Annotated in this window: 10 protein-coding genes; 7 read left to right on the top strand and 3 right to left on the bottom strand. The window is 46.8% G+C overall.

Annotated elements, in window-relative coordinates; all coding sequences use genetic code 11:
- Positions 1-79 precede the first annotated feature (79 nt).
- From EA58_RS12455 to EA58_RS20980, 3 genes are read right to left on the bottom strand one after another with little or no spacing between them, the layout of a single operon-like run.
- Positions 80-532: an Lrp/AsnC family transcriptional regulator gene (locus tag EA58_RS12455; RefSeq protein WP_036753234.1), complete on the bottom strand. Its 453-nt coding sequence runs from the start codon at positions 530-532 to the stop codon at positions 80-82.
- A 37-nt stretch (positions 533-569) separates the two neighbouring features.
- Entirely contained in the window at positions 570-3,965 is a 3,396-nt protein-coding gene (tssM, locus tag EA58_RS12460; RefSeq protein WP_152548014.1) for a type VI secretion system membrane subunit TssM, read from the bottom strand.
- A gap of 21 nt (positions 3,966-3,986) precedes the next feature.
- Complete coding sequence (locus EA58_RS20980; RefSeq protein WP_152548015.1) at positions 3,987-5,261, bottom strand: type VI secretion system ImpA family N-terminal domain-containing protein; 1,275 nt, start codon at positions 5,259-5,261, stop codon at positions 3,987-3,989.
- 735 nt (positions 5,262-5,996) lie between these two features.
- Between EA58_RS20980 and EA58_RS12470 the strand changes: the two genes are divergently transcribed.
- From EA58_RS12470 to EA58_RS12500, 7 genes are all read left to right on the top strand, one after another.
- Positions 5,997-6,593 carry a porin family protein gene (locus EA58_RS12470; RefSeq protein ID WP_036753239.1) on the top strand — a complete coding sequence of 199 codons (597 nt, stop codon included), beginning with the start codon at positions 5,997-5,999 and terminating at the stop codon, positions 6,591-6,593.
- Between the two features lie 8 nt (positions 6,594-6,601).
- Positions 6,602-7,978, top strand: coding sequence for a type VI secretion system-associated FHA domain protein TagH (gene tagH, locus EA58_RS12475; protein ID WP_036753241.1), 1,377 nt, complete (start codon positions 6,602-6,604; stop codon positions 7,976-7,978).
- Entirely contained in the window at positions 7,971-8,474 is a 504-nt protein-coding gene (gene tssJ, locus EA58_RS12480; RefSeq protein WP_051642060.1) for a type VI secretion system lipoprotein TssJ, read from the top strand. The genes tagH and tssJ overlap by 8 nt, the downstream gene beginning before the upstream one ends.
- 10 nt (positions 8,475-8,484) lie before the next feature.
- Positions 8,485-9,810, top strand: coding sequence for a type VI secretion system baseplate subunit TssK (gene tssK / locus EA58_RS12485; protein WP_036753244.1), 1,326 nt, complete (start codon positions 8,485-8,487; stop codon positions 9,808-9,810).
- Entirely contained in the window at positions 9,807-10,589 is a 783-nt protein-coding gene (icmH, locus tag EA58_RS12490; protein WP_036753247.1) for a type IVB secretion system protein IcmH/DotU, read from the top strand. Before tssK ends, icmH begins: the two co-directional genes overlap by 4 nt.
- Before the next feature lie 151 nt (positions 10,590-10,740).
- The gene (locus EA58_RS12495) at positions 10,741-12,138 is read left to right on the top strand and encodes an SPFH domain-containing protein (protein ID WP_036753250.1); all 1,398 of its coding nucleotides are present in this window, start codon (positions 10,741-10,743) and stop codon (positions 12,136-12,138) included.
- 551 nt (positions 12,139-12,689) lie between these two features.
- Complete coding sequence (locus EA58_RS12500; protein WP_036753253.1) at positions 12,690-20,423, top strand: carboxypeptidase regulatory-like domain-containing protein; 7,734 nt, start codon at positions 12,690-12,692, stop codon at positions 20,421-20,423.
- Positions 20,424-20,672: the final 249 nt, after the last annotated feature.

The following is a 20,672-nucleotide window of genomic DNA, read 5'->3' on the forward strand; positions in this document are numbered from 1 at the left end:
CCCCAACTGCTGGCCATCATGATGGTGCAGTCGGGGGTGGGGTTCAATGTCGAAATAATGCGAACTTTTGGGTGAACGCTTATCGACAGGTCGGGCTATGGAACACGACGGTTGAATGCAGTTCTTTAATGCCGGGAATATTCTCGGCTTCGTCACACAGCTCATTCATGACATGCAGTGACGATGCTTCCAGCAGGGTAATGATGTCAAATCCTCCGCCCACCACACTGATGGTTTTGATCTCAGGGATTTCTCTCAAACTGTCACACACTTTTTTCTTCCAGCCATTTTTACATTTAATCAGCAGGTAACAATTGGTTAAATCTGCGTTTTTCTTTGTCCCGATTCTTGCGGTATATCCTTCAATCACACCAGACTTCTCCATTCGGGAGATACGCTCGGCCACTGCGGTTCGTGAAAGGCCCACACTGCGGGCCATATTCGCGATAGATTCTCGTCCGTTAATCAGCAGACTCGACAATATCTTCCTATCAATTCGGTCTACGGTGTTGCTATGTAAAGTACTCATTATCTTTATTCTCGACTTTTGACTAACCTAGGCTACCAACTTACTGAATCTGTTCTGGAACAGAGAAGTTGTATAATTCTTGCAGTAGGAACGGATTATTAGAGTTCGACGGTTTAACTTTGACCGTCATATGTCGACCTGAAACAAGAATGTCTGCATTGAATCCACCATCGGATGTTGGTTCGAGTTGTGCCTCGTTCAACAGCCGGAAGATGGACCAAAATCCCTCTTTTGCAATTCTGTGTTGCTCTCCGCTGGATGTGATGTCCTGAATATTCACATTCACGAAAAACTCATTGCTCGCCGGCGGCCATGTAAATTGCTTGCTCTTGGCCGGGCCGTGGTAGTAATCCAGTGACTCACCACCAAAATCCAGACTTGCGCGAATGGCACTGGAGTCCAGATCGATAAAGCGTGAACTGAAATCGATGTTGAACTTGTTTGATGTCGGGTCAAACAAGACGTTTTTGATCATCGTGTAGTTCTTCATCTGGGTGATCATCTCCTGCGACAGTCGCAGGGTTTCGCCGTCGACACGCTTGGCCTGCCATAGGTTGGTGTCATAAAACGGCGACAGATTATCTTTAATAAAACCGTCCATGGTGCCCTGTGCAGCAAAGAACTCTTCGAAATCCGTGAGTGAGATTTCAGTTTCTGCCTGTTTGCTGAACGGGTACTTATTTTGTCCAATCAGGGCAAACTTGCTGTATACGTTACTGGTCCATAGCTCCTGAATCCCCAGTTCTGACTCGGTCAGCAGAGTGGCCCAGGCCTGATGGGCAATTTCGTTCAGCCAGCTTTTGACCGGTTCCGGTGTTTTCTGGGCGACTTGTTTCAGACGAACGATCGGATCGGCATCGGTTTCCCGCATGCGTGCCTTGGCTGCCGCCAGGGCTGCCTGCTGAACATTCGGTGCATCTGTAATTTGCTTCAGGTAAGCCCGGAGGTTACTGAGCGAACTGATGACCTGATCCCAGGGCGCCTGAGAGTTCTCCGTTTCACTGGTTTGCAGGTTATTGATTACAGCAAAGGTTTTTTCCACCCGGCTCATCAATTCGTAATCCGGCTCAATGGCTTTCTCTGCCGTGGCTTTTAACGCATCGACAGCCTGATTGAGGCGCTGATCTTGAGGGACAAGCTGTGCCAGCGCAGAGGTATCCGGTGAATACTTTGTATTGGTATACAGCAGATTCAGGATCGTACTCAACGGTGACGCGGGTCCGGACATAATGTCGATCGCATTGGTCATATCGACAATATTGTCGAACTGCTTGAAGCGCAGATCACTGATGGCTGTTCGCCAGATGTTAATGTAGTCATCGGTATATTTCCGGCGAACTTTCGCCTGAAACGCTTTCAGTTCTTCTTCCGATGGCTGTGTGTTATTCGACAGACCCAGCACCCAGTTATCTGCAATGAGATCCTGCGACAGCGACTCTGACAGCGGGCGGTAGAAGGTGGTAAAACCGGTGGCTGTATAAATCTTGTTGATATTCAGTTCATCCTGGTGATTTTTCTCCATATCGAAAATTTCACCGAAGTTGAAACCAATCGCCCTTGGAATACTGAGCTGGCCAAGATCAGCATCTCTGCCGCTGTTCAGAATCTGGCTGTAAGCGATATCGATCTTCGACTGAGATAGCAGTTCACGTCGTGTGGTCCGCACCAGATCCCAGTTAATGTTGTGCGACGGGAAATTCGTTTTGAAATAAACCGCCAGATAATCTTTGATGTTGGCGTAATTGCCATCTGTCCCAAAATCATCGGCAATCATCCTGGTAATGGATTTCAGCAAAAAGCTGTAATCCCGTTTATCACTCTCGCTCAGCATCAAATAGGTTTTCAACAGGTGCAGTTTCTCCTGATGAGACAGGCGGCTCTGAGCCAGTTCCTGACGGATATGCTTTTCAATCAGGGGCATCAGTTGCAGATGGATGCTGTCCAGCAGATGGCGATAAGCAATCTGAGTGGTTTTGTCGAGTTTATCGACATTAATATCAATGATCTTCTCATCCAGTAAACGGCTGGCATCGACCCAGGCCTGATACAAAGGCTGAATTCCGCTTGAGGTAAGCGATAGCTGCCTTCTCAGCTGAGCTTGGGCCTCATCCTCTGTCGGATTTTCAGCAACATTGAGCAACTGATTGATAATCGAAATGTTCTGTTGGGTTGTGGTCAGAAAATAGTAACCGCTTACCCCCAAAAGAGTGACACAGGCAGCCATCGTCATCCGGCTTTTACGGATCAGTTGTTTGAGGTGACGTTTGTTTTCACCGGCAAAGTTGGCCTCTGGCAAGACTTGCTCATCAATAATGAAGCGGGTGAACAGAGGCGATTCGGAAAGCTGATCGTGCTCGGAAGCAATCATCGGTACGTTGAAATGATTGCTGCAACCTTTCGCCAGCAGGTTATATTTCCGGCCACCCTGATGACTGGAGGTAAAGTAGAGGCCACGCAGATCCACCATATGGAAGCCATCTTTTTCCAGTCGCACTTTATTCAGCGTGTCTCGAATCAGACGATGACAGAGCTCAAACTGTTTTGGGAAGGTGACCAAGGCACTATTGTTGATCAGTGAACGTTCCATGGCAGCACAGTCCAGCGTGCTTTGTTCCATCTTGCTCAGAATGGCGCCAAAACCATGGTCGAAAATGTCATTGATGGTTCCTTTGGCATCCTTCAGAGAGATCGACAGGTGCTCCAGTTGGGCCTTCAGCGGGCTGAGTGAGACAAATTCTTTAAAGCCTTTCAGCTTATCGATTTTCGACAGGAAGACATACGCGGGCAGGGCGCTGTATGTTTTTTCTGTAATATCACTCAGGCGTGTATTGATGATATCCAGAATATATTCACGCTGTGTTTCTTCCTGGGTAATCAAAAATTCCAGATCAACCACATACAGGCAGCCTGCGAAAGGTTTCCTTGGCTTGATATGGATGATTTGATCCAGAAACGCCTTCCAGAGTGTCTGGTCGGTATTGGAGGTGTCCTGATAAATCAAACGGGGTGCCGGCTTGATAAAGATCGCCTTATCCGACTCATACCAGATGAAATAATCGGTTTGCAGCGTGTTTTTATGATCAATCGGTTTGATCGCATGCGAGCTGGTCAGCAGCGATGATTTACCTGATTTTTTATTGCCAAGCATCAGGTAAATTGGCTTTTGGCTGGACCCTTTCAACAAAGAGGTCAGCAAACCTTTCAGTGTTTCTTCTTCTGTTTCAATATCACTGTTTGACCGTGACTTGCGCTTTTTGACTTCATATCCAATCAAAATGAGGATGGCCGCAGTGCAGACGAGGGCAATTGGGCCCCAGGTCAGATAATGATGCAACGGTAGGTCCATCACAAAATAAGAGAATAAGCCGTACAGTACAGAGAGCAGTACAGCGGAGAGTATGATGAATACCCTCGGTGTTTTGAGTGTTCTAATCAAGATATAACCTGCCAGTTTTTGTTATTGGTTTTGTTGTTCGAATTGGTTTGATATTTCCATCAGGCGGTATTGGTAAGCACTAAGGGTTTTCTGCGCTTTGATAATATCCTCACGCTCAATGTGACCTTTCTCCAAATAATCAAGGCGACCAAGAAATGGAAAAAGAGTATTACTAAACTTATAAGCAGCAGTGATATTGTCGCTGTCATCGACCAGTGCGGCGTTGGCAATCATCGTCCGGGCACGTTTGAACTGGTCGTTGATGGCCAGATAATCCTTGGCGAGCGCTGTTTTGCCGGCCTGGTACTGAGACACTGACGTTTTGGCTGCAATGGAATCCGGATAAAGTGTATTCACATTCTTTGCCAGAGTTTCCAGCACCTGATGGTTGTAAACACGCTCAGGATAGGCTGTCCAGTCTTGCATCAGTTCACGGGTCCGTGTGAGCACTTCTTCCTTCAGGCGATTTTTGAAGTAAGGCTCTGCATGGATTAATCGTGTGGTGATCTTTTCCAACTGCACGGCAGATGCTGCCGGAATATCACGCTGATACAGATACTGACGAACAGCGGCAATTGAAAAAACAAGACAGCACAAGGTGAATACGGTCGCGAGCCAGTAACACCAGGCGGGAAGCCTGGGCTTGTTCTCCGTCTCTTTTGTTTCGTTCTGAACGCTTTCGGCTGTGTCTGTTGGTTGCCGTGGTTGAGCAACCACGGGTTGATGCTGCTGGCGGGCAGCCTGTTTCTCTGCCAGTTCTTCCAGGTGATCTTTCCACTCTGTAAATTGTTTGCGCACCGGCCCCAGCGATGGTGCCTGCTGGCCCAGCTGGCGTTGCAGTTCCTGCTCAAGATTGAGAGCGAAACGATGACCGGCTTCAACCAGTGCCAGATCGTTCAGAGTGACTTTAATTTTTTTCAGCGCGGTGGGGAGCTGCTCAGCAACCCAATCGAAAGACTGTGCTCTGGCGTTCGGTTTATTGACGCTTGGATAAGCTGAATGCCAGTACACAATGCACAGGTCATTCAGGACATTTAATCCGACAACAGCGCCTTTCAGACCGTCAACCCGGCATGCAGCGACGCAATAATAGCTGGCACATCGAAAGTCCTTACTATATGAGGTCAGCAGTGTTTCAGCAGAGGAATAGATTTCTTTCCACGGTGCAGGAGAAACAAAACTGCTTAACCGGTTTACATTCCTTTTGAGATCAGAAAACAGATCCAGCGTACGCGGATCCTGGCCAACGGGCGATTGCGCCGATATTGGCCTGAGTGCAATATCAGTGAATTTCATGGTTTCAAAGCCAACTTCAAAAATTATAGAAACAAAAATCGTGACGTTTGGAGAATCCGTTTCCAATCGCTTTCTTAATGTCTGGTTTATTAGTAAACACTAAATTATAAGGCGGAATGATTTGTCTTTTTATTAATACCCTTTTGGAATTAAATCTGCTTCCAGAATTGAGCCACTTGCGATTTGTCGCTTTGGGCAGTCCATTTACAAATATCAAGGTGCATTTTCACGGAAACCCCTGACATTGAGAATATTCTAAGCATATCGGGCATACGAAACTAAGTGGATGATTTGTTTGCTGGATAAAGATCACAAAAGATGTGTGAGTGTTTTATCAGGTGCTTGTTTTTCTTGGGCTCAATTAAAGTTTGGTGTTTTTTTACATGTGGTTGGCCATGTTGTTTGTGTTTTGTGTCAACGGTAACTGACTGTTTTTAAATGAATTAAATATTATTGTGATTCCTGTTCCATATATTATTTTCTGTATTTAATGTTTTTGGTTTGCGTGTTTTGGGAATAAGTTCACAGGGCAGCGGATGCGGTAATTTCTTTAAGTGAAACGATTGAGTTCAGTTTGTGGCATGTCTCAGGTGTTAAATCGACATCAATCTTAGTGAAAGTGAAACTATCACTAGTTAAATTAACTGAATTTCATGAGAGGCCATTTGAACGCTTGAATTCATTATTTCATGCGTTTATCTTTCAGATGTTTTTAATTTAGTGAACGCGAACATTATGAATCGTCTTCAACATTCAGTTTTTTTATTAATCGGTTTGATACTTTCTGCGCCTGCTTTTTCAAAAGGGGAGCGTTTTGGTGTCACGGCGGCTTATTATGATTTCACTTCGAGTGCAGAAGAAGGGGAATCGGGCGAAAACCAGAGTCTGCGGTGGGGGCTTGTTCATACCCGACCCATTGATGATAACAGTGCACGCTGGCGTTGGTGGTTTGGGTTGAATTACCTGGATGACAACATCCCTGCTCCTCAGAACGGTATTTATCAGGAAGTGACAAATTATGAGTTCAGGGTGCTGCCTCAATACGCTTTCCCGGTGGCCAGTTGGTTAACGCCTTACGTCGGCGCAGGTCTGTCACTGGCATACAGTGAGTATTCAGAGCGGTGGTATGTCGACTCAGATGAATTCAAATATGGCGGCCAGTTGCCGGATAACAATGCGTTTGAGGCGGGGTTGTTACTCAATGCCGGAACCGTCCTGAAAATTGGCAGCAACCCGGATGCACATTTGCAGGTTGTGCCGCAGGCAACGCTGATCATCCCTGTCAATCAGGGCTTGGGTGGCGTTGAATTTTCCTTATCGTTTCTTTTCTAAAATTGCTTATGACGCATAAAACGCTCATTCTCACTGTGAACAGCGCCCCTGATGAGTATGCAGGGGTCAAAAAAATGGAATTTGACAGTCTGGGAGGCAGTATTGGTCGCAGCCCTCAGAGTTTCTTCCATCTGGAAGATCATAACAAGTATCTGTCTGGCACCCATGCCCTCATTACCAGCTATAACGGTGAGTTTTATCTGAATGACATCAGTACCAATGGGACTTTCATTAATGACAAGCGAGCCCTGAAAAATCAGCCTTCTGCCTTGCAGGAAGGCGATACGGTATCTTTGGGGCGTTATGAGCTGACGGTTGGCTTCGAGAATGCAGTGCAGCACATCAATCTGGCTGAAGATATTATGCCGGAGATGAAAAGCAGTGATCCCGTTGAATCACTGAATGTGGTGTTACCGCCAAAAGCAGAAGAATTGGCCGAAGGAGGAACAGTTGAAGAGCTTTTCTTCCCACCAGATGAAAAGGCTGACACGACAGAGCCTCTGTACCACTTGCAGGAAGAAGAGGACGAAGCGGAAGCACTGATCGAGGATGAAACCCCTAAACCGGAAGTGGATTACACGCCACCTCACCGTCAGATGCTGGATGACAGCGAAAGTATTCATTCCGAAATGGATGTTCCCAACCTGATTCCGGAAGACTGGAATTTCGGTGATGAGCATACCGCACCAGTGCCGAAACCTGCGCCGAGTCCGAGCCATCAGCAAGCGGCTTTACACTCAGGTGTTCGTTCTGATAACCAATCCGACACTCCCCCCGTCAATGTTCCGAAACCGGAAAGCGTTGCCCCTGTTGCAGAGTCATCGGCCGTCAGTTTACTGGGTCACGCTGAGGTGTCGCCTTTTTCAGGCAGCCAGGCAGAATCTGCCTTTTTGGAAGGTTTGGGGGTGTCGGCTGAGCAACGACAGTTATGTGACGAAAACTGGCATCGGCAGATGGGACTCTGCCTGCGCTGGTGCCTGGATGCGATGACCTCTGAGCTGCGCGAGTCGCTGGCATTGGCGGGTGAAGCCGATGAATCTCAGGCGCATTTGCTCGATAGCATGCTGACGCTTTATCAGCAGTCCATTCTCGAACCGGTTGAGCTTGTTGAGCATATTCATGAAGAACTGGACACGCATCGTGCACGTTTGAATGAGGCCAGAAAAGCGTTGTTCATGCAGCAACTGGCATCGTTCTCTCCGGCAGCCTTTGAAGCCGGAGCGCAGAAAAATGGGGTCGGTTGGCTGAAAAAACAGCGACTCTGGACATCGTATCAGGATCACTTTGCACAGCAGCAGTCAAATATTCAGTCTGAAGCGCAAGAGAGCATTGATGCCAATCTGGCAACCAAATACAGGGAAATATTACAGGGGCAAAATGCGTAATTTATTGTTGGTTATTATGGTTGCACTGTCTTTGTCTGGTTGTGCCGTGTGGGAACAGTTTAAAGATACGGCAGGGTTGATTCCGGATACCGCTGAGATTGAAGTGCATATTACGACAGATAAAAGTCTGAATGTCCGGCCCAATGGGTCTTCATCGCCGGCTATTTTGCGGATTTATGAATTGTCTTCTCCGGTACTGTTCCGGAGTCTGGATTTCTTCTCTCTGTTTGAGAACGACAAATCCGCATTGGGTGACGAGTACATCAAACGTTATGAGTACCAGTTAGAGCCGGGGCAGGAACTGACCGAATTTTTAAAACTTCAGCCGGAAACGCGCGCGGTCGGATTTGCAGTTGCCTTCCGGGATATTAACGGCACCAGCTGGCGCACAATTCACACCATTGAAGAGCGTAAAAGCTACTTTTTGGATGTGAATTTAGTGAATAACGTGTTGTCGGTAGAGCGCACGAAAGGTGTAGAGCAGATTTATTTCTAAGGAAGTTATTATGTCATTGTATAACCCTGTTGTCTGGCAAGACGGCATGTTTATGAAACCGCAACACTTCCAGCAACTGGATCGGTTTCATTCCCAGCAGGTGAGTTTGTGTACTGCGTTGAGTTCACCGTTGAGCTGGGGCATCAGCCGCCTGGAGATGAACCGCGAGCTGTTGAAAATGGGCAAAATTGGTGTGACGGTTGCAGAGGGTATTCTGCAAGACCGCACGCCGTTTGCGTTACCTGCGGAAGCGCCGGCACCGGCAGTGCTTGAGGTAGACTCTTCAACGGTCGATAAAGTGGTGTACCTGTGCTGTCCGCTGCCTTCTGAACAGGGGGAGCTGTACACCAATGCGGGTGAGGGCGCGCGTTATTGTCTTCAGGAACAGCAGGTGGTGGATTGTCTGTATGACAGTGAAGACACAACCACGATTCATGTCGGCAGCCTGAATTTCCGTCTGATGCTTGAGAGCGACGACCGTTCGGCTTACACCTCGATAGCCATCCTGAAAATTTCCGAAGTGAAAAGTGACGGTACAGTTGTATTGGATGATAAGTTCATTCCGACCTGTCTGGATATCCGAGCTTCTGCGGTTCTGACAAAATTCGTGACTGAATTTGCATCATTGCTGAAGCACCGGGCTGAATCCATTGTCTCTCGCCTGGGTGTGGTGGATCAGCAGGGCGTTTCCTCGGTTGCCGATTTCATGCTGTTGCAGGCAGTGAATAAACTAGAACCGGTTTTCTGGCATATCGGTAGTCTGGAAGGCGTTCACCCTGAAGCGCTGTACCGCGTTTTACTTCAGGCGGAAGGTGAACTGGCAACACTGTGTTCATCCTCGCGTCGCCCGGAAGCTTATCTGCCTTATAATCATGCTGAACTGACTGAATGTATGTGGTCGTTGATCAACCGCAACCGCAGCAGCCTGACGGTGATGTCTGAGCAGCGAGCGATTCCGTTGGTGCTGAAAGAGCAGGGATACGGCGTTCGGGTTGCGAATATCGCCGATCGCGACATTATTGAAACCACGACCTTTATTCTGGCGGTGAAGGCTGATGTTACGCTGGACGTGCTGCATACACGCTTTGTGTCTCAGGTGAAAGTCGGCAGCCTGGAAAATATCCGTGATCTGGTGAACTATCAGTTGCCGGGCATTGCCATTAAGCCAATGCCGGTTGTCCCAAGACAGTTACCTTACCATGCTGGTTTCACATATTTTGAGCTGGACAAGGCCTCTGAGGAGTGGAAATCACTGTCTTCTTCTTCGGGGATTGCGATGCATGTCTCGGGCGATTTCCCGAATCTGGAACTGCAATTATGGGCGGTTAGACTATGAGTCCGGCAGACGATGATGTAACGGTCGTATTATTTCAGTCGGAGCCGGGAAAACCGATGGAGGTCATGCCGCCTCCGGAAGTTCCACGAAATATTGCCGTCAAGCAGCTGGAAATCAAAAAACTGGGGATTAATCAGCTGGTGGATGAATTTACCTGGGTACTGGCTTGCCTGACGTGTATACCATCGATCCCCTGGCTGGATGATCCAACGCCTTTGCGAGAGCAGATCAGCCGCGAAATTCAGGAGGCGGAAAAACGCCTTCTGCTGGCGAATACAGACCGGGCTTCATTGCTGGTGATGCGTTACTGTGTATGCTCGGCGGTTGATGAGGCTGTATACAGTCAGGAATGGGGAGAGAAAAGTAACTGGAGTACGCACAGCCTGCTGGCCGAGTTTCATAATGAAACTTCAGGCGGTGACAAGTTTTATACCATTCTCGACAGGCTTCGTCAGGATCCGAAACGTTACCGGCACTTGATTGAATTTTTGTACTTTCTGCTTCAGGTGGGTTTTAAAGGAAAGTATGGTCGTGTCGAGCGGGGCAATGAAAAAATTGCCGATATTGCAGATACAATTTACCGGCTGATTCAAGAAGACCGACTGGTTGATCAGGAAAAGCTGCAACTGGTGAATATGAAAGCTGCCGCTATCAGCAGACCGCTGAAGCGGGTGATTCCCCCGAAACTCATTGTCGGGCTGACTGTTACCTTGCTTGCGGCTATGTATGCCGCAACTTATTGGGTGATTGACTTTAAGTTTAATCAACTGATGAATTGAAAAGGTGCACGATTTTCAAACTCTTTTGTGGAAGCGCGGCGCGATCGCGCTTTTTCATTTCAAGTGATTGTTTTTAATTATTTTATTGTTCATTTTTTACCGTGGCCGGTCGCATGTGGCCAAGGTCTGAATTTCTTGAGAAAGTTGAAACATGGAAAGCAAAACTATCGAACATGTACAAACGAAAAAGCCCATCGCGAAACTGATTGGCGGGGTGCTGACTCTGGCAGTGATCGCAGGTTTAGCGAATAGCTCTATTTTAATGACGGATGCAGGCTACACCTATGTTCATCAGAATAACCTGACCGGGGATCTGGATGTATTTACCACCCCTGGTATTCATTTCAGAACGCCGTTTTTGTCTAAAATCACTATGTATGATCAGGTGATTACGGTGTCTTATGGCAGTACTGTAGGAGAAAACTCTCAACAGAGCCTACCTTTGATTCGTGCAAGTTTTGCGGACACCTACGTCGGTAATATCCCTGTGACATTCAGGTTTAAATTGTCTCAGGATCCGGAAGCGATCAAGAAAATGCACCGCGAATTCAGAAACAACACCAATCTGATTGATGCGCTGCTGGTGAAAAATGCCCGAAATGTCACCGTGATTACGGCGACGCAGTACACCGGTGAAGAATTCTTTCAGGGCGGTCTGAACCAGTTTAAAACGCAGTTGGATGATCAGCTCAGAAACGGCATTTATATGACGGAACGTCGTAAGGTAGAAGTTGAACAGACTGATCTGGCACCTGTTAGTTTTAATCAAAGTGACGCAAATCAGCTCCAGCGCAAAAAACAGTTGGTCTGGAAAACCATTCCGGTTCTGGATGAGAAAGGCATCCCACGTCGTCAGGAAAATCCGCTGCAGCGATATGGGATTGCGGTCACGCAAATCACCATTGGTGATCCGAAGCCGGAGGAGCAGTTAGAGAAACTGCTGGCAGATAAAAAACGCCTGGTGGCGGAGCGTATTCGTGCTATTCAGGAGCAGGAAACCTCCAAAGCGCTGTCTGAAACGGAGCAACTGAAAAAAGAGATCCAGAGAACGCGTGCCGTCCAGGATGCCCAGCGTAATAAAGAACTGGTGATGATTGCTCAGCAGAAAGAACTGGAAATTGCGAAGGGCGCCGCGGACCGAAAAATTCTGGACGTTCAGAAGAAAAAGCAATTAGCCGAGGTCGAAAAACAGAAAGAACTGGCGATTGCGCAAGCGAATCTGGAAATTCAGAAAGCCAATGCACTGGCTGCAGAATATGAAGCGAAAGCCATCCTCGCGAAAGGCCGGGCGGAAGCTGAAGTCTTGCAGGCGAAATATGATGCGCTGGGCGCCAACAAAGACGTCTATCTTGCTGAAATGAACCGAGATGTATCGACGGCCCTGTATCAGAACCTGCGAAACTACAAGATTGAAATGCCGAAAAACTATTTTGGCGGCAGTGACAGCGGCAAGATGACGACAAATCTGGATATTATCACCGGACTGGGTGCGCTGGGTATTTTAGATAAGTCTGAACAATATACAGAGCGTGAAAAAGCAAAAAAGTAAATAACATCAGTGAATAGAATCACGATTTAAAATTCTATCCTGAAATCATGTTTTGGGCACAACGAATCGAGTTCAGCTCTGTTTCGTTGTGCCCTTTTTAATGCGATTACGTTGAATACCTTTGTGTCGAATATCATTTCGTTGAATTACATCGCGATAGACCTAGACTCTTATTTTTGGAACAGTGTCACATCAAATAACATCTTTCCAACCAAACGCAGTGAATACCAACGTTATTTTTCTCTCCCCCCCGAAATGACAGACTTCCCTAAATTAGAGCATGGTTCAGCACCTTGGTGGCATGTCACAAAAATTAGATTTAGACGTTATTTTTTCGTGAAACTTTTCCGTGAAAAAGTGTCATTTTGGGCATTCAGGGTTTATATCTGACTGTTCATCTGACTGTTCAGCCTGTCATTTCGACGGTTAGTGTAGTGAAAGTGAAAGTATAACTTGTTGTTTTTACTGGATTGTCTTGGTTTTTGGAGTGAATATAATGTCAGGTTATTGACCTATAATTCAGTGTGGCTATTGTGTTTAGACGAATCACTTTGTTTCTGCTTATTGTATTGCTTTCCGCATGTGGTGAAGAAAAGACCTATCCGGAATATCCGAAAGATCGCCAACAGGGCATGATTAGCGGTGTGGTATTTGATGCAGCGGTATCGAATGCCAAAGTGAGCGTCTATGAATATCACAATGGTAAACTGGGCCGTTTATTAGCGGCAACGAATACAAATCCGGATGGTCGGTTTTCGATTGCACTGACTTCCGGTACTGAACCGCTTTATATTGAGGCTTCCGGCGGCGGATATTTAGATCCCCATTCCAAAAATGTGGTCGTCGTTAATGACCGGGGGCCATTAAAATTCCGCGCATATATCAATTTTGTCGAAGGACAAAATCGGAATGTCATGCTGACACCCTTAACGAACATTGCCGCAGGTCTGGCTGAATATAATATTCAGCGCTTAGGTCAGCAGTCTGCAGCAGCAATTGATTCGGCCAATGCTGCGGTCAATAGTCAGTATGGTTTTGACGTGTTTGCTGTTCAGCCCCTGGATATCTCAATGGGGAACTGGAGTGCAACGGCCACACAGGGACATCAGTATGGTGCATTCCTCCTGGCATACTCTTCTCTGGCTTACGAGCTGCTGCAAAAATCGGGTGGCAGCGACAGCGAAAAGGTCATTTATACCTCTTATAACCTGTCAGATTTACAGTACCGCGACATTCGGGCTACGGGTCAGTTGGATGGCTGGTCTTTAGATGAGATCTCTGCACTGCCGACGGCGCTGTCTTTTGGTCTGCAGCGACTGAATGTGGATTACTATACCAATACCATGGCGCAGCACTTACTCCGGGTGGTGAATAATACCGACCTGAATGTGTCTGGCACACCATCCAGTGATTATTCTCTGCTGGTTAACCGCCTGAATAATGCTTCGGGTGGTATTTACGCGCCGCGTGCACCAGTTTCGATTGATGATGATGCCCCGGAAGTGACCCGTTTTGGCAATGAAGTGTTATCAGGTACGGGTCTGGTTTCTGCAAAAGTGACTGATTTTATTGGCATTGAGTATGCTGAAGTGTTCTTGCAAACCAAAACAGCAGAGAACGGCTGGGGAGAATTAGAAAACTGTAAGTCTGGCATTTCTGCACTGTGCAGTGTGGAATCTGAAGCGTTTGACAGTGGTGTGCGTGAAACTTTGGTGGTCACGAAAGTAAATACCCGGGAAATCGATAAACTTTCTGCGGAACCGGTCGAAGCCCGTTTGGTGCTGAAAGTGGCTGATGTGCTCGGGAATGCCGATGACCAACAATATGTCTCTTTTCAATGGGATAACATTGCACCGGTCATCAATATTACGTCACCGGAAACGTTTAACCCGGCCAACAACGCATTTTATACCCTGCTCGGTACGATCAAAGACGCAGGGTCAGAGATTTCTGCTGCAACTATTGCTGTGAATGCCGGTGCGCCAGAAGTGCTGAATTGCACCATGCAGAAAGATCCGCAGACTCAGGAAGAGGTTTGTGCATTTACGCAAAATTTCGACCGGGGTTTGTTCATTGGCGGACAGACCACTTTTTTCCTCACCGCAACAGATGGTAATGGGAATAAAAGTCAGGAACAGCACCTGATTCTGTCGGATACGACAGCACCCACGCAAAGTGTTGCATTTCCTGCAGTCGCGATGAAGTTCTTCCACTCAGACACCGGTGAGTATCAGGACAATCTGACACAAGAATATTTTCAGGATCTGTACGGAAAAGAGTTTCTGAACCTGAATTTTGCTTATGCCCAGCAAGGGCTGAAAGGCGTTCATTCGGAAGTCGATTTTGCTGATTTTACGACCTTGGTCCTGGATCAGAATCAGATTCCGTATCTGACGCTGAGTGTCTCTGACGCCACAGGCAATTCAGAAGTGACCAGTTCTTCAGCCGAAGCGCTGAATGTCATTGTGACTTATGAGGCGGGTAAGATTGGTGAGTCGGCAAAAATCACCAGAACGGTGAAAAGCAGCCTGAACCAGATTCCGCATGAGGCTTTCCCGGCACCAGATTCAGAAGGGCGTATCAGTGAAGTTCGCTATTTCATTCCGTTCGTCAGAGAAATTTTTGGCGCAGATTTTACCCGGGTTGATGAAGGGTATGCGCAAACCATCACCATTGTGACAGAAGATGGTTCTGGCAATACTTCAGTGCCTTATAAATTCCAGTTTAAATCAACTTTTAATCTGCCTGCGATTAAGGTGACATCCCCTTATATCAACGCGAAAGCGGTCGTCGAACGGTTAAATGGTTCCGGTCAGTGGGCGTCCGTTGCGTCGTGCACCATGCTGGCTGAACCCTCGAAATCAGGCGGTGGTACGCTGAAAGATACGGCCAGTTGCCAGGTTTACTCGCAGTTTTCGGGTGAAATTCACCGGGTGACAGTGACACAGAAAGCTGATTTCTACAAATGGAGCAAAAAGTCGCTGACGCAATTGGAGCTGACAGAAGATCATGGCTTACGTAGCTATGGTATTGTCGGCGGCGAGCATGGCGATCGTGAGTTTATTGTGACTGAGCTGTCGGTTTTTCAGTCCGGCTTTTTTGATTACCTGTTTGATAAGTCGAATAAAACGCAAGGCACTGCACAGGGAATTCTCTCTGATGTGAATGCCCTGTTTGGTGAGCAGAATAGCCAGTTCTTTGGCTTCAACCCAACGACAACCTATTATGCGAATAATGATGAGTTGCTGACAATTCCAAACCCGCCATCCAATAAGTATCTGTATCGTTTCCTGCTGGAAGCGATGGGGGATATTGCCAATGCGAGTGCGGTTCAGAACAGCACGGATCTGGCAAAACTCTATTATTTAGATATTTCCAGTGATGGTAAGCCGGATGGGAAGAATGCTTCAGGGGCACCGTTGTACTTTGAGAGTGACCCGCTTAACGAGCGTTATTACCGCGAGAAACTGGGCGAACATTTTTATGATTTTCTGAAATCAAACTTCACCGGTATCGTTGATGATAAAGTGGCGATGTACTACGCCAACCGCTTCGCGAAAGCAGATCCGACGTTGCAGGGTCAGAAAGTGTTTAACTCGCCTGTACAAGCAGTCGATCAGGAGCCGCCAGAGGAAACTTTGGATCCGCTGGCCAGCAATGCTATCAAACTCTTTAATAAGTGGTATGTCAGTGGTGACCTGAGTGCGATCGTCACCGTGACGGATCCATCCGGTCTGGATAAAAGTGCGCAGCCAACGAAGTTGGAATTGCTTTGGGGTATGGATACGGAAAGCAATGCGACGACACCAACCGGGATTACAGCAAATAAGATTGATAACGATGCCTATGCTGAAAAGCATCAGTTTGGTTTAGACACGGTCAGCGATTTTCCCGGGATTGCCCGTTTGGATTTGTTACTAAGCGCGACGGACCGTGAAGGCAACAGCCATGGTTACAATGGTAAGGCGAAGAAAGCCACGATCTTTATTATTGATAACGATCCGCCCAAATATACCTTCATTCCGCCGTTTAAAGCCGACAATCTGCCGGACAACACTTATATCAACACCAACTTTAAACAGACACTCAAGTTTGAAGTGGATGAAAGAGTGGGTGAGGATCCGGCCAGGCGTCGTTTCATTTTCCGTAATGGAACGAAAGAGCGTGTGGTGACGCAGGAAGAATCAAAATCTGAGAGCAACACAGTCATTATGTACCTGTGTCTGGATACGCAGTGTGCTGACGATCTGGAAATTCCGAAGCCGGTTCATCTGGATGCGGGTTCGTGGACGCTGATCACCGAAGGTGCGGATAAGCTGGGCAACTTCATTCCTGCCACTGATCCGAATGTTGGACGTTTCCGGGTGAATATTGATTATCAGGCTCCGGAAGTGCTGGCTTCTAACGTGGAACTGCTGGGCGGGAACAGCCAGTGGTCGCCACTTGCAGTGCTGAATAATGGTATCGGTAATGTCAGTGCGCTGGGTGATATTGAACTCAAACTGCATACCGGTGCGGGACTGATTGATCTGGCACCTTGTGGGACGGATTGCTCAACCGTTCCGGCGTATTTACTGGGCGAGAAAGCGAACACTAAAATGCAGTTGGTCGCAAAAAATCTTGAGCACGGTAAAACCTATACCCTCTATATCACAGCGCGAGATACTGCTTATCCGCCGAATCAGGGTGAAGGTAAGTTTGAATTTAAGATCGACAAAATGGGGCCAAGTATTTCAACCCCAACCCTGAAAGATGGTACTGCCCCTGAGCTGTCCGGCAACATTATGGGCACGAAATTTATCGCCAATGTTGCCAGCATTACAGATGATTCCAGTGTCGAAGATATCAGCTTCTGGCAGGAACTGAGTGCCGGTGAAGTCATACTGGTGGAGCCGTTTAAGCCGGAAGGGCTGACCAATATTAATATTGATCTGCAAAAAGCGAATACGGCTTTGATCAATACAACGGAAGGCCATCAGATCAGAGTTTTTGTCAAAGCGACTGATAAATATGGCTTCGAGAGCCGCTCGAATGCGGTCTCAACGTACTTCGATAATGAAGGTCCGACGATCACGCTGAACAACTTTGATGAAGTGAATGATTATGTGGAGCCCGGCTATGTGTTCAGCATTTCTGTTCAGGACGAGGGCACAGATCCGATCAAACCGGGTTCAGTCGTTTACTGGACTTACACCGGCACAACCCCACCGCCGGGCGTGGCTGGCACGCAGCCAACCAATCCGAATGAAATTGCAACCAATATGCAGCAGGATTTCACGCTGAAAATTAATGCTGAGGATATTCGCGGCAATCTTCAGGATAAAGCGACCTTTGCCATTCAGGTGGATACCACGTTGCCTGATGCTTCGCTGACGGCACGCTATCAGAGCAGTAACTTTGAAATCAGTCCGGCAGAAACCATTACTGAAGCCGGGACGATTGATCTTTACCTGAATGCGACTGATCCGGAAAGTGGCATTGATAAAGTAGAAGCAACGCTATTCCGCGTGGGGACTGAACAGGGCGAAACCATTGTTTTCAGCCCGGTCGCAGGCAACGAAACACAGCGTAAAGCCAGTCTGAACACCCAGATTGCCAACGATGGTAAATATAATCTGGTGGTGGATGTGTACAACAAAACGAAGGTGAACAAAGGTAAATCACGCCAGAAAAGAACCATAGTACGATCACTGACCGTTCAGCGTGAAGGTTACAGCCTGACCGTTCTGAAACCAGCGAACTTCGGTACGTCTACGTTTGGTCAGAGCCTGAAAGCTGAATTTGGCATTCAGAATGCAGAAGGTGCTGTTCTGAATAAGCTGGAATGTTGGCTGCGTGAAGACTACACCAGCGACAAAGCCCCGGAGAACGATACATCGGGTTACTACAAGGTGTACACCAATACCGCCACACCTGTGTGTCAGTTCGATAATATCGACCGCAATATGGCGAATAATCCGGTATTGATTACGCTGACTACAGCGAGCAATGATGCCAAAGTTGATCAAATCTTCTCGTTCAACATGGTGGATATTGATGCGCCTGTAATCGCGAATAAAGACAGTTTCATGCTGAAACAAGAGCAGGTAGATACAGTCGATGGCGTGAAAATGCTCTCTTTGAGTATTACGGTCACTGATGCCTTGTCTGGGATGGATGACACAGCGCCAGTCAAACTCTTGAAAGGTCTGAAAGAGTACGAGCCGACGGCTATTCAGCGGAGTAACGGTAATAAGACGATTACATACACATTTACTGGCAAATATGATGATTTAGTCCGTGTTGGTGATATTGAGCATTTTGTGAAGATCAATGGCCTGAAAGATATAGCAGGGAATGCAGTTCTGGATGTGGATTCAACCATTAAATTGTATGTACCAGATACAAAGCCAACAGTCGTGATCACGGATAGGAAAAATGATGATTATATTGACACTAAAACAGTGAAATTCAGCTTGAAAATAGGTTTAGGGCCTGAGGCAGGAATTGGAAATGTCGAAGTTAAATTAGGCGGAACTAACACGGGTAATACTGAAACTGACTTCAATACTGAGCCAGGTAAATTTGGCGGCAATATAAATGAATGTATAGATGATCCTAGTTATCGATGCACAACTTTTACGGAACAACTTCCAGCAGATTATGTAGCGACTGAAGTACCAGTCTTGGTTACGGTGATTGACTCTTGGAAAAATCGCGCTGTGGCTACGCTGACACTAGGCATCGATCAGGCTCCTCCAGTCATTGAAGATGCATATAGTATTGGCTCTGACAGCAATGGTAATGTGTTAATGAGATTCGATGTTTCCGATGAAGCAAGTGGCCTCAGTCAGGTGAAATATGCAATAAAAGGTCTTGGTGATACTATCGTTGTAGATAAATACTCTGGAGATGACACGATTGAGCAACTGACATTTGACCCTGCACTGCTGGGTAATAATGACAGTTTCCGAGTGACTCTCACTGCATACGATAAAGTGGGTCAGAAGGCACTAAAAGATTTCACCGTCAATATTATCAAGCCGCAAGCAACACTTGAGCTGCTGGGCGCGCAGAAGAAAGGCTCGAATATCGTCCTGTCTAGTAACACGCAGACGTTCAATATTAGTACTGTTACGGATCCGAATTCTCGTGCAAAAGTGAAAGGGTATGTGGTGACACTGGATCCACAGGCTGCGGGTTTGAGTCCGATTACCCTGACCGGTGATTTCAATGGTCTGACAACTGCAACTAATATTGCGACGCTGGCAGAGAGTATGCAGGGGCCATATCACCTGAAACTGACGATTCTGGATACTCTGGGCCGTTCACTGCCAAGCTATACCCTGAAAGGGGAAAGTACGCCAGTGACCATGTCACCACTGATTATTGATATGGCGAGTCCAATCATTCTTGATGTGCAGACTGAACAGCTACCTGTACAGCCTGGCGCGGATGGTAAATATACTTTCCGTTTATCTGCTAACATTCAGGACGCAAACCTGAACAGTACCATGGTGGTGGCAACATTGGACGGTGGTACGAACCCGTCCGATTACACCAAGCCGGCGGAAGCGAGTGGCGTGTACACTTTCGACTTTAAAGCGGCCGTGGGCACTCATACTCTGACGATTAAAGCCACAGACTATGCAGACAATGAAGTCACCTATCCGGTCTCTAATGTTGTTGTTGAGCCGTGGAGTGTGCCTGTTGTTAACAATATGTATGTTGATAATACTGTTGTCGGAGGGAATCAAACAGTTGAGGTGACGATGGAATTCTCAGAGCCCGTGACGGATATTACTGTTGATGATTTTGAGGCAATTGCTGATTTAGGAAGTGAGCATGGCTATTTCAAAAATGTAAGCAGTGGTAGAAATAATATGACTTGGTATGTCGAATATGTGACACCAAGCGGAGAAGATACCAATGTCACCATCTATTTAAAGAATGGAAGCTATGTTGCTGAAGATGATGGTATGCCAGGTAAATTAAAGAACACTAATCTCAATGTGATTGCTTCTCCGCTGGTGAGCTCAATAAGTGTTAATAAAAATTCAATGAGGGTCGGAGAAAGGATCCAAGGGACAATCATTTTTAATAGACCAATTAAAGATTATGAAACCTATATAGAGGAAGGTGGAGATGCTTGGAAAGACCGTTGGTCAGGTGATGCTAAGAAATTAGTATTTTCATATGAAGCACAATACCCGGGTAGGCATAAAGTCGGAATTACCTCAGATCTTCATGACCATTATGGAAACGCTATTGAAGAAACAACAGTGATAGTGAATGTAACAAATTGATTTATCTCTTTAAAAAATCACCGCCATCCGGCGGTGATTTTTTATCCCCTCTATCACAAAAAATACCAGAAATCCTATCCCCAAATGATTGTCTAGGTTTTTCTGTTTCAGATGATTATTGTGAGCTGTTACCAACGAAGAACTGCGATAAAACAAGATGCATTAAAATTATATGTGTATGCGGATATAATACAGTTTCATCCATTTATTTCAGGTGTTTCAAAAAGATGTAAAAATGAATCAAAAAGC

The organism is Photobacterium galatheae (genome assembly GCF_000695255.1).
GTDB lineage: Bacteria > Pseudomonadota > Gammaproteobacteria > Enterobacterales > Vibrionaceae > Photobacterium > Photobacterium galatheae.

What these genes read in the sequence shown, in the direction of transcription:
- EA58_RS12470 (WP_036753239.1), top strand. Translation starts at nt 5,997, where the DNA reads ATGAATCGTCTTCAACATTCAGTTTTTTTATTAATCGGTTTGATACTT.
- tagH (WP_036753241.1), top strand. Translation starts at nt 6,602, where the DNA reads ATGACGCATAAAACGCTCATTCTCACTGTGAACAGCGCCCCTGATGAG.
- tssK (WP_036753244.1), top strand. Translation starts at nt 8,485, where the DNA reads ATGTCATTGTATAACCCTGTTGTCTGGCAAGACGGCATGTTTATGAAA.
- icmH (WP_036753247.1), top strand. Translation starts at nt 9,807, where the DNA reads ATGAGTCCGGCAGACGATGATGTAACGGTCGTATTATTTCAGTCGGAG.
- EA58_RS12495 (WP_036753250.1), top strand. Translation starts at nt 10,741, where the DNA reads ATGGAAAGCAAAACTATCGAACATGTACAAACGAAAAAGCCCATCGCG.
- EA58_RS20980 (WP_152548015.1), bottom strand. Translation starts at nt 5,261, where the DNA reads ATGAAATTCACTGATATTGCACTCAGGCCAATATCGGCGCAATCGCCC.
- tssJ (WP_051642060.1), top strand. Translation starts at nt 7,971, where the DNA reads ATGCGTAATTTATTGTTGGTTATTATGGTTGCACTGTCTTTGTCTGGT.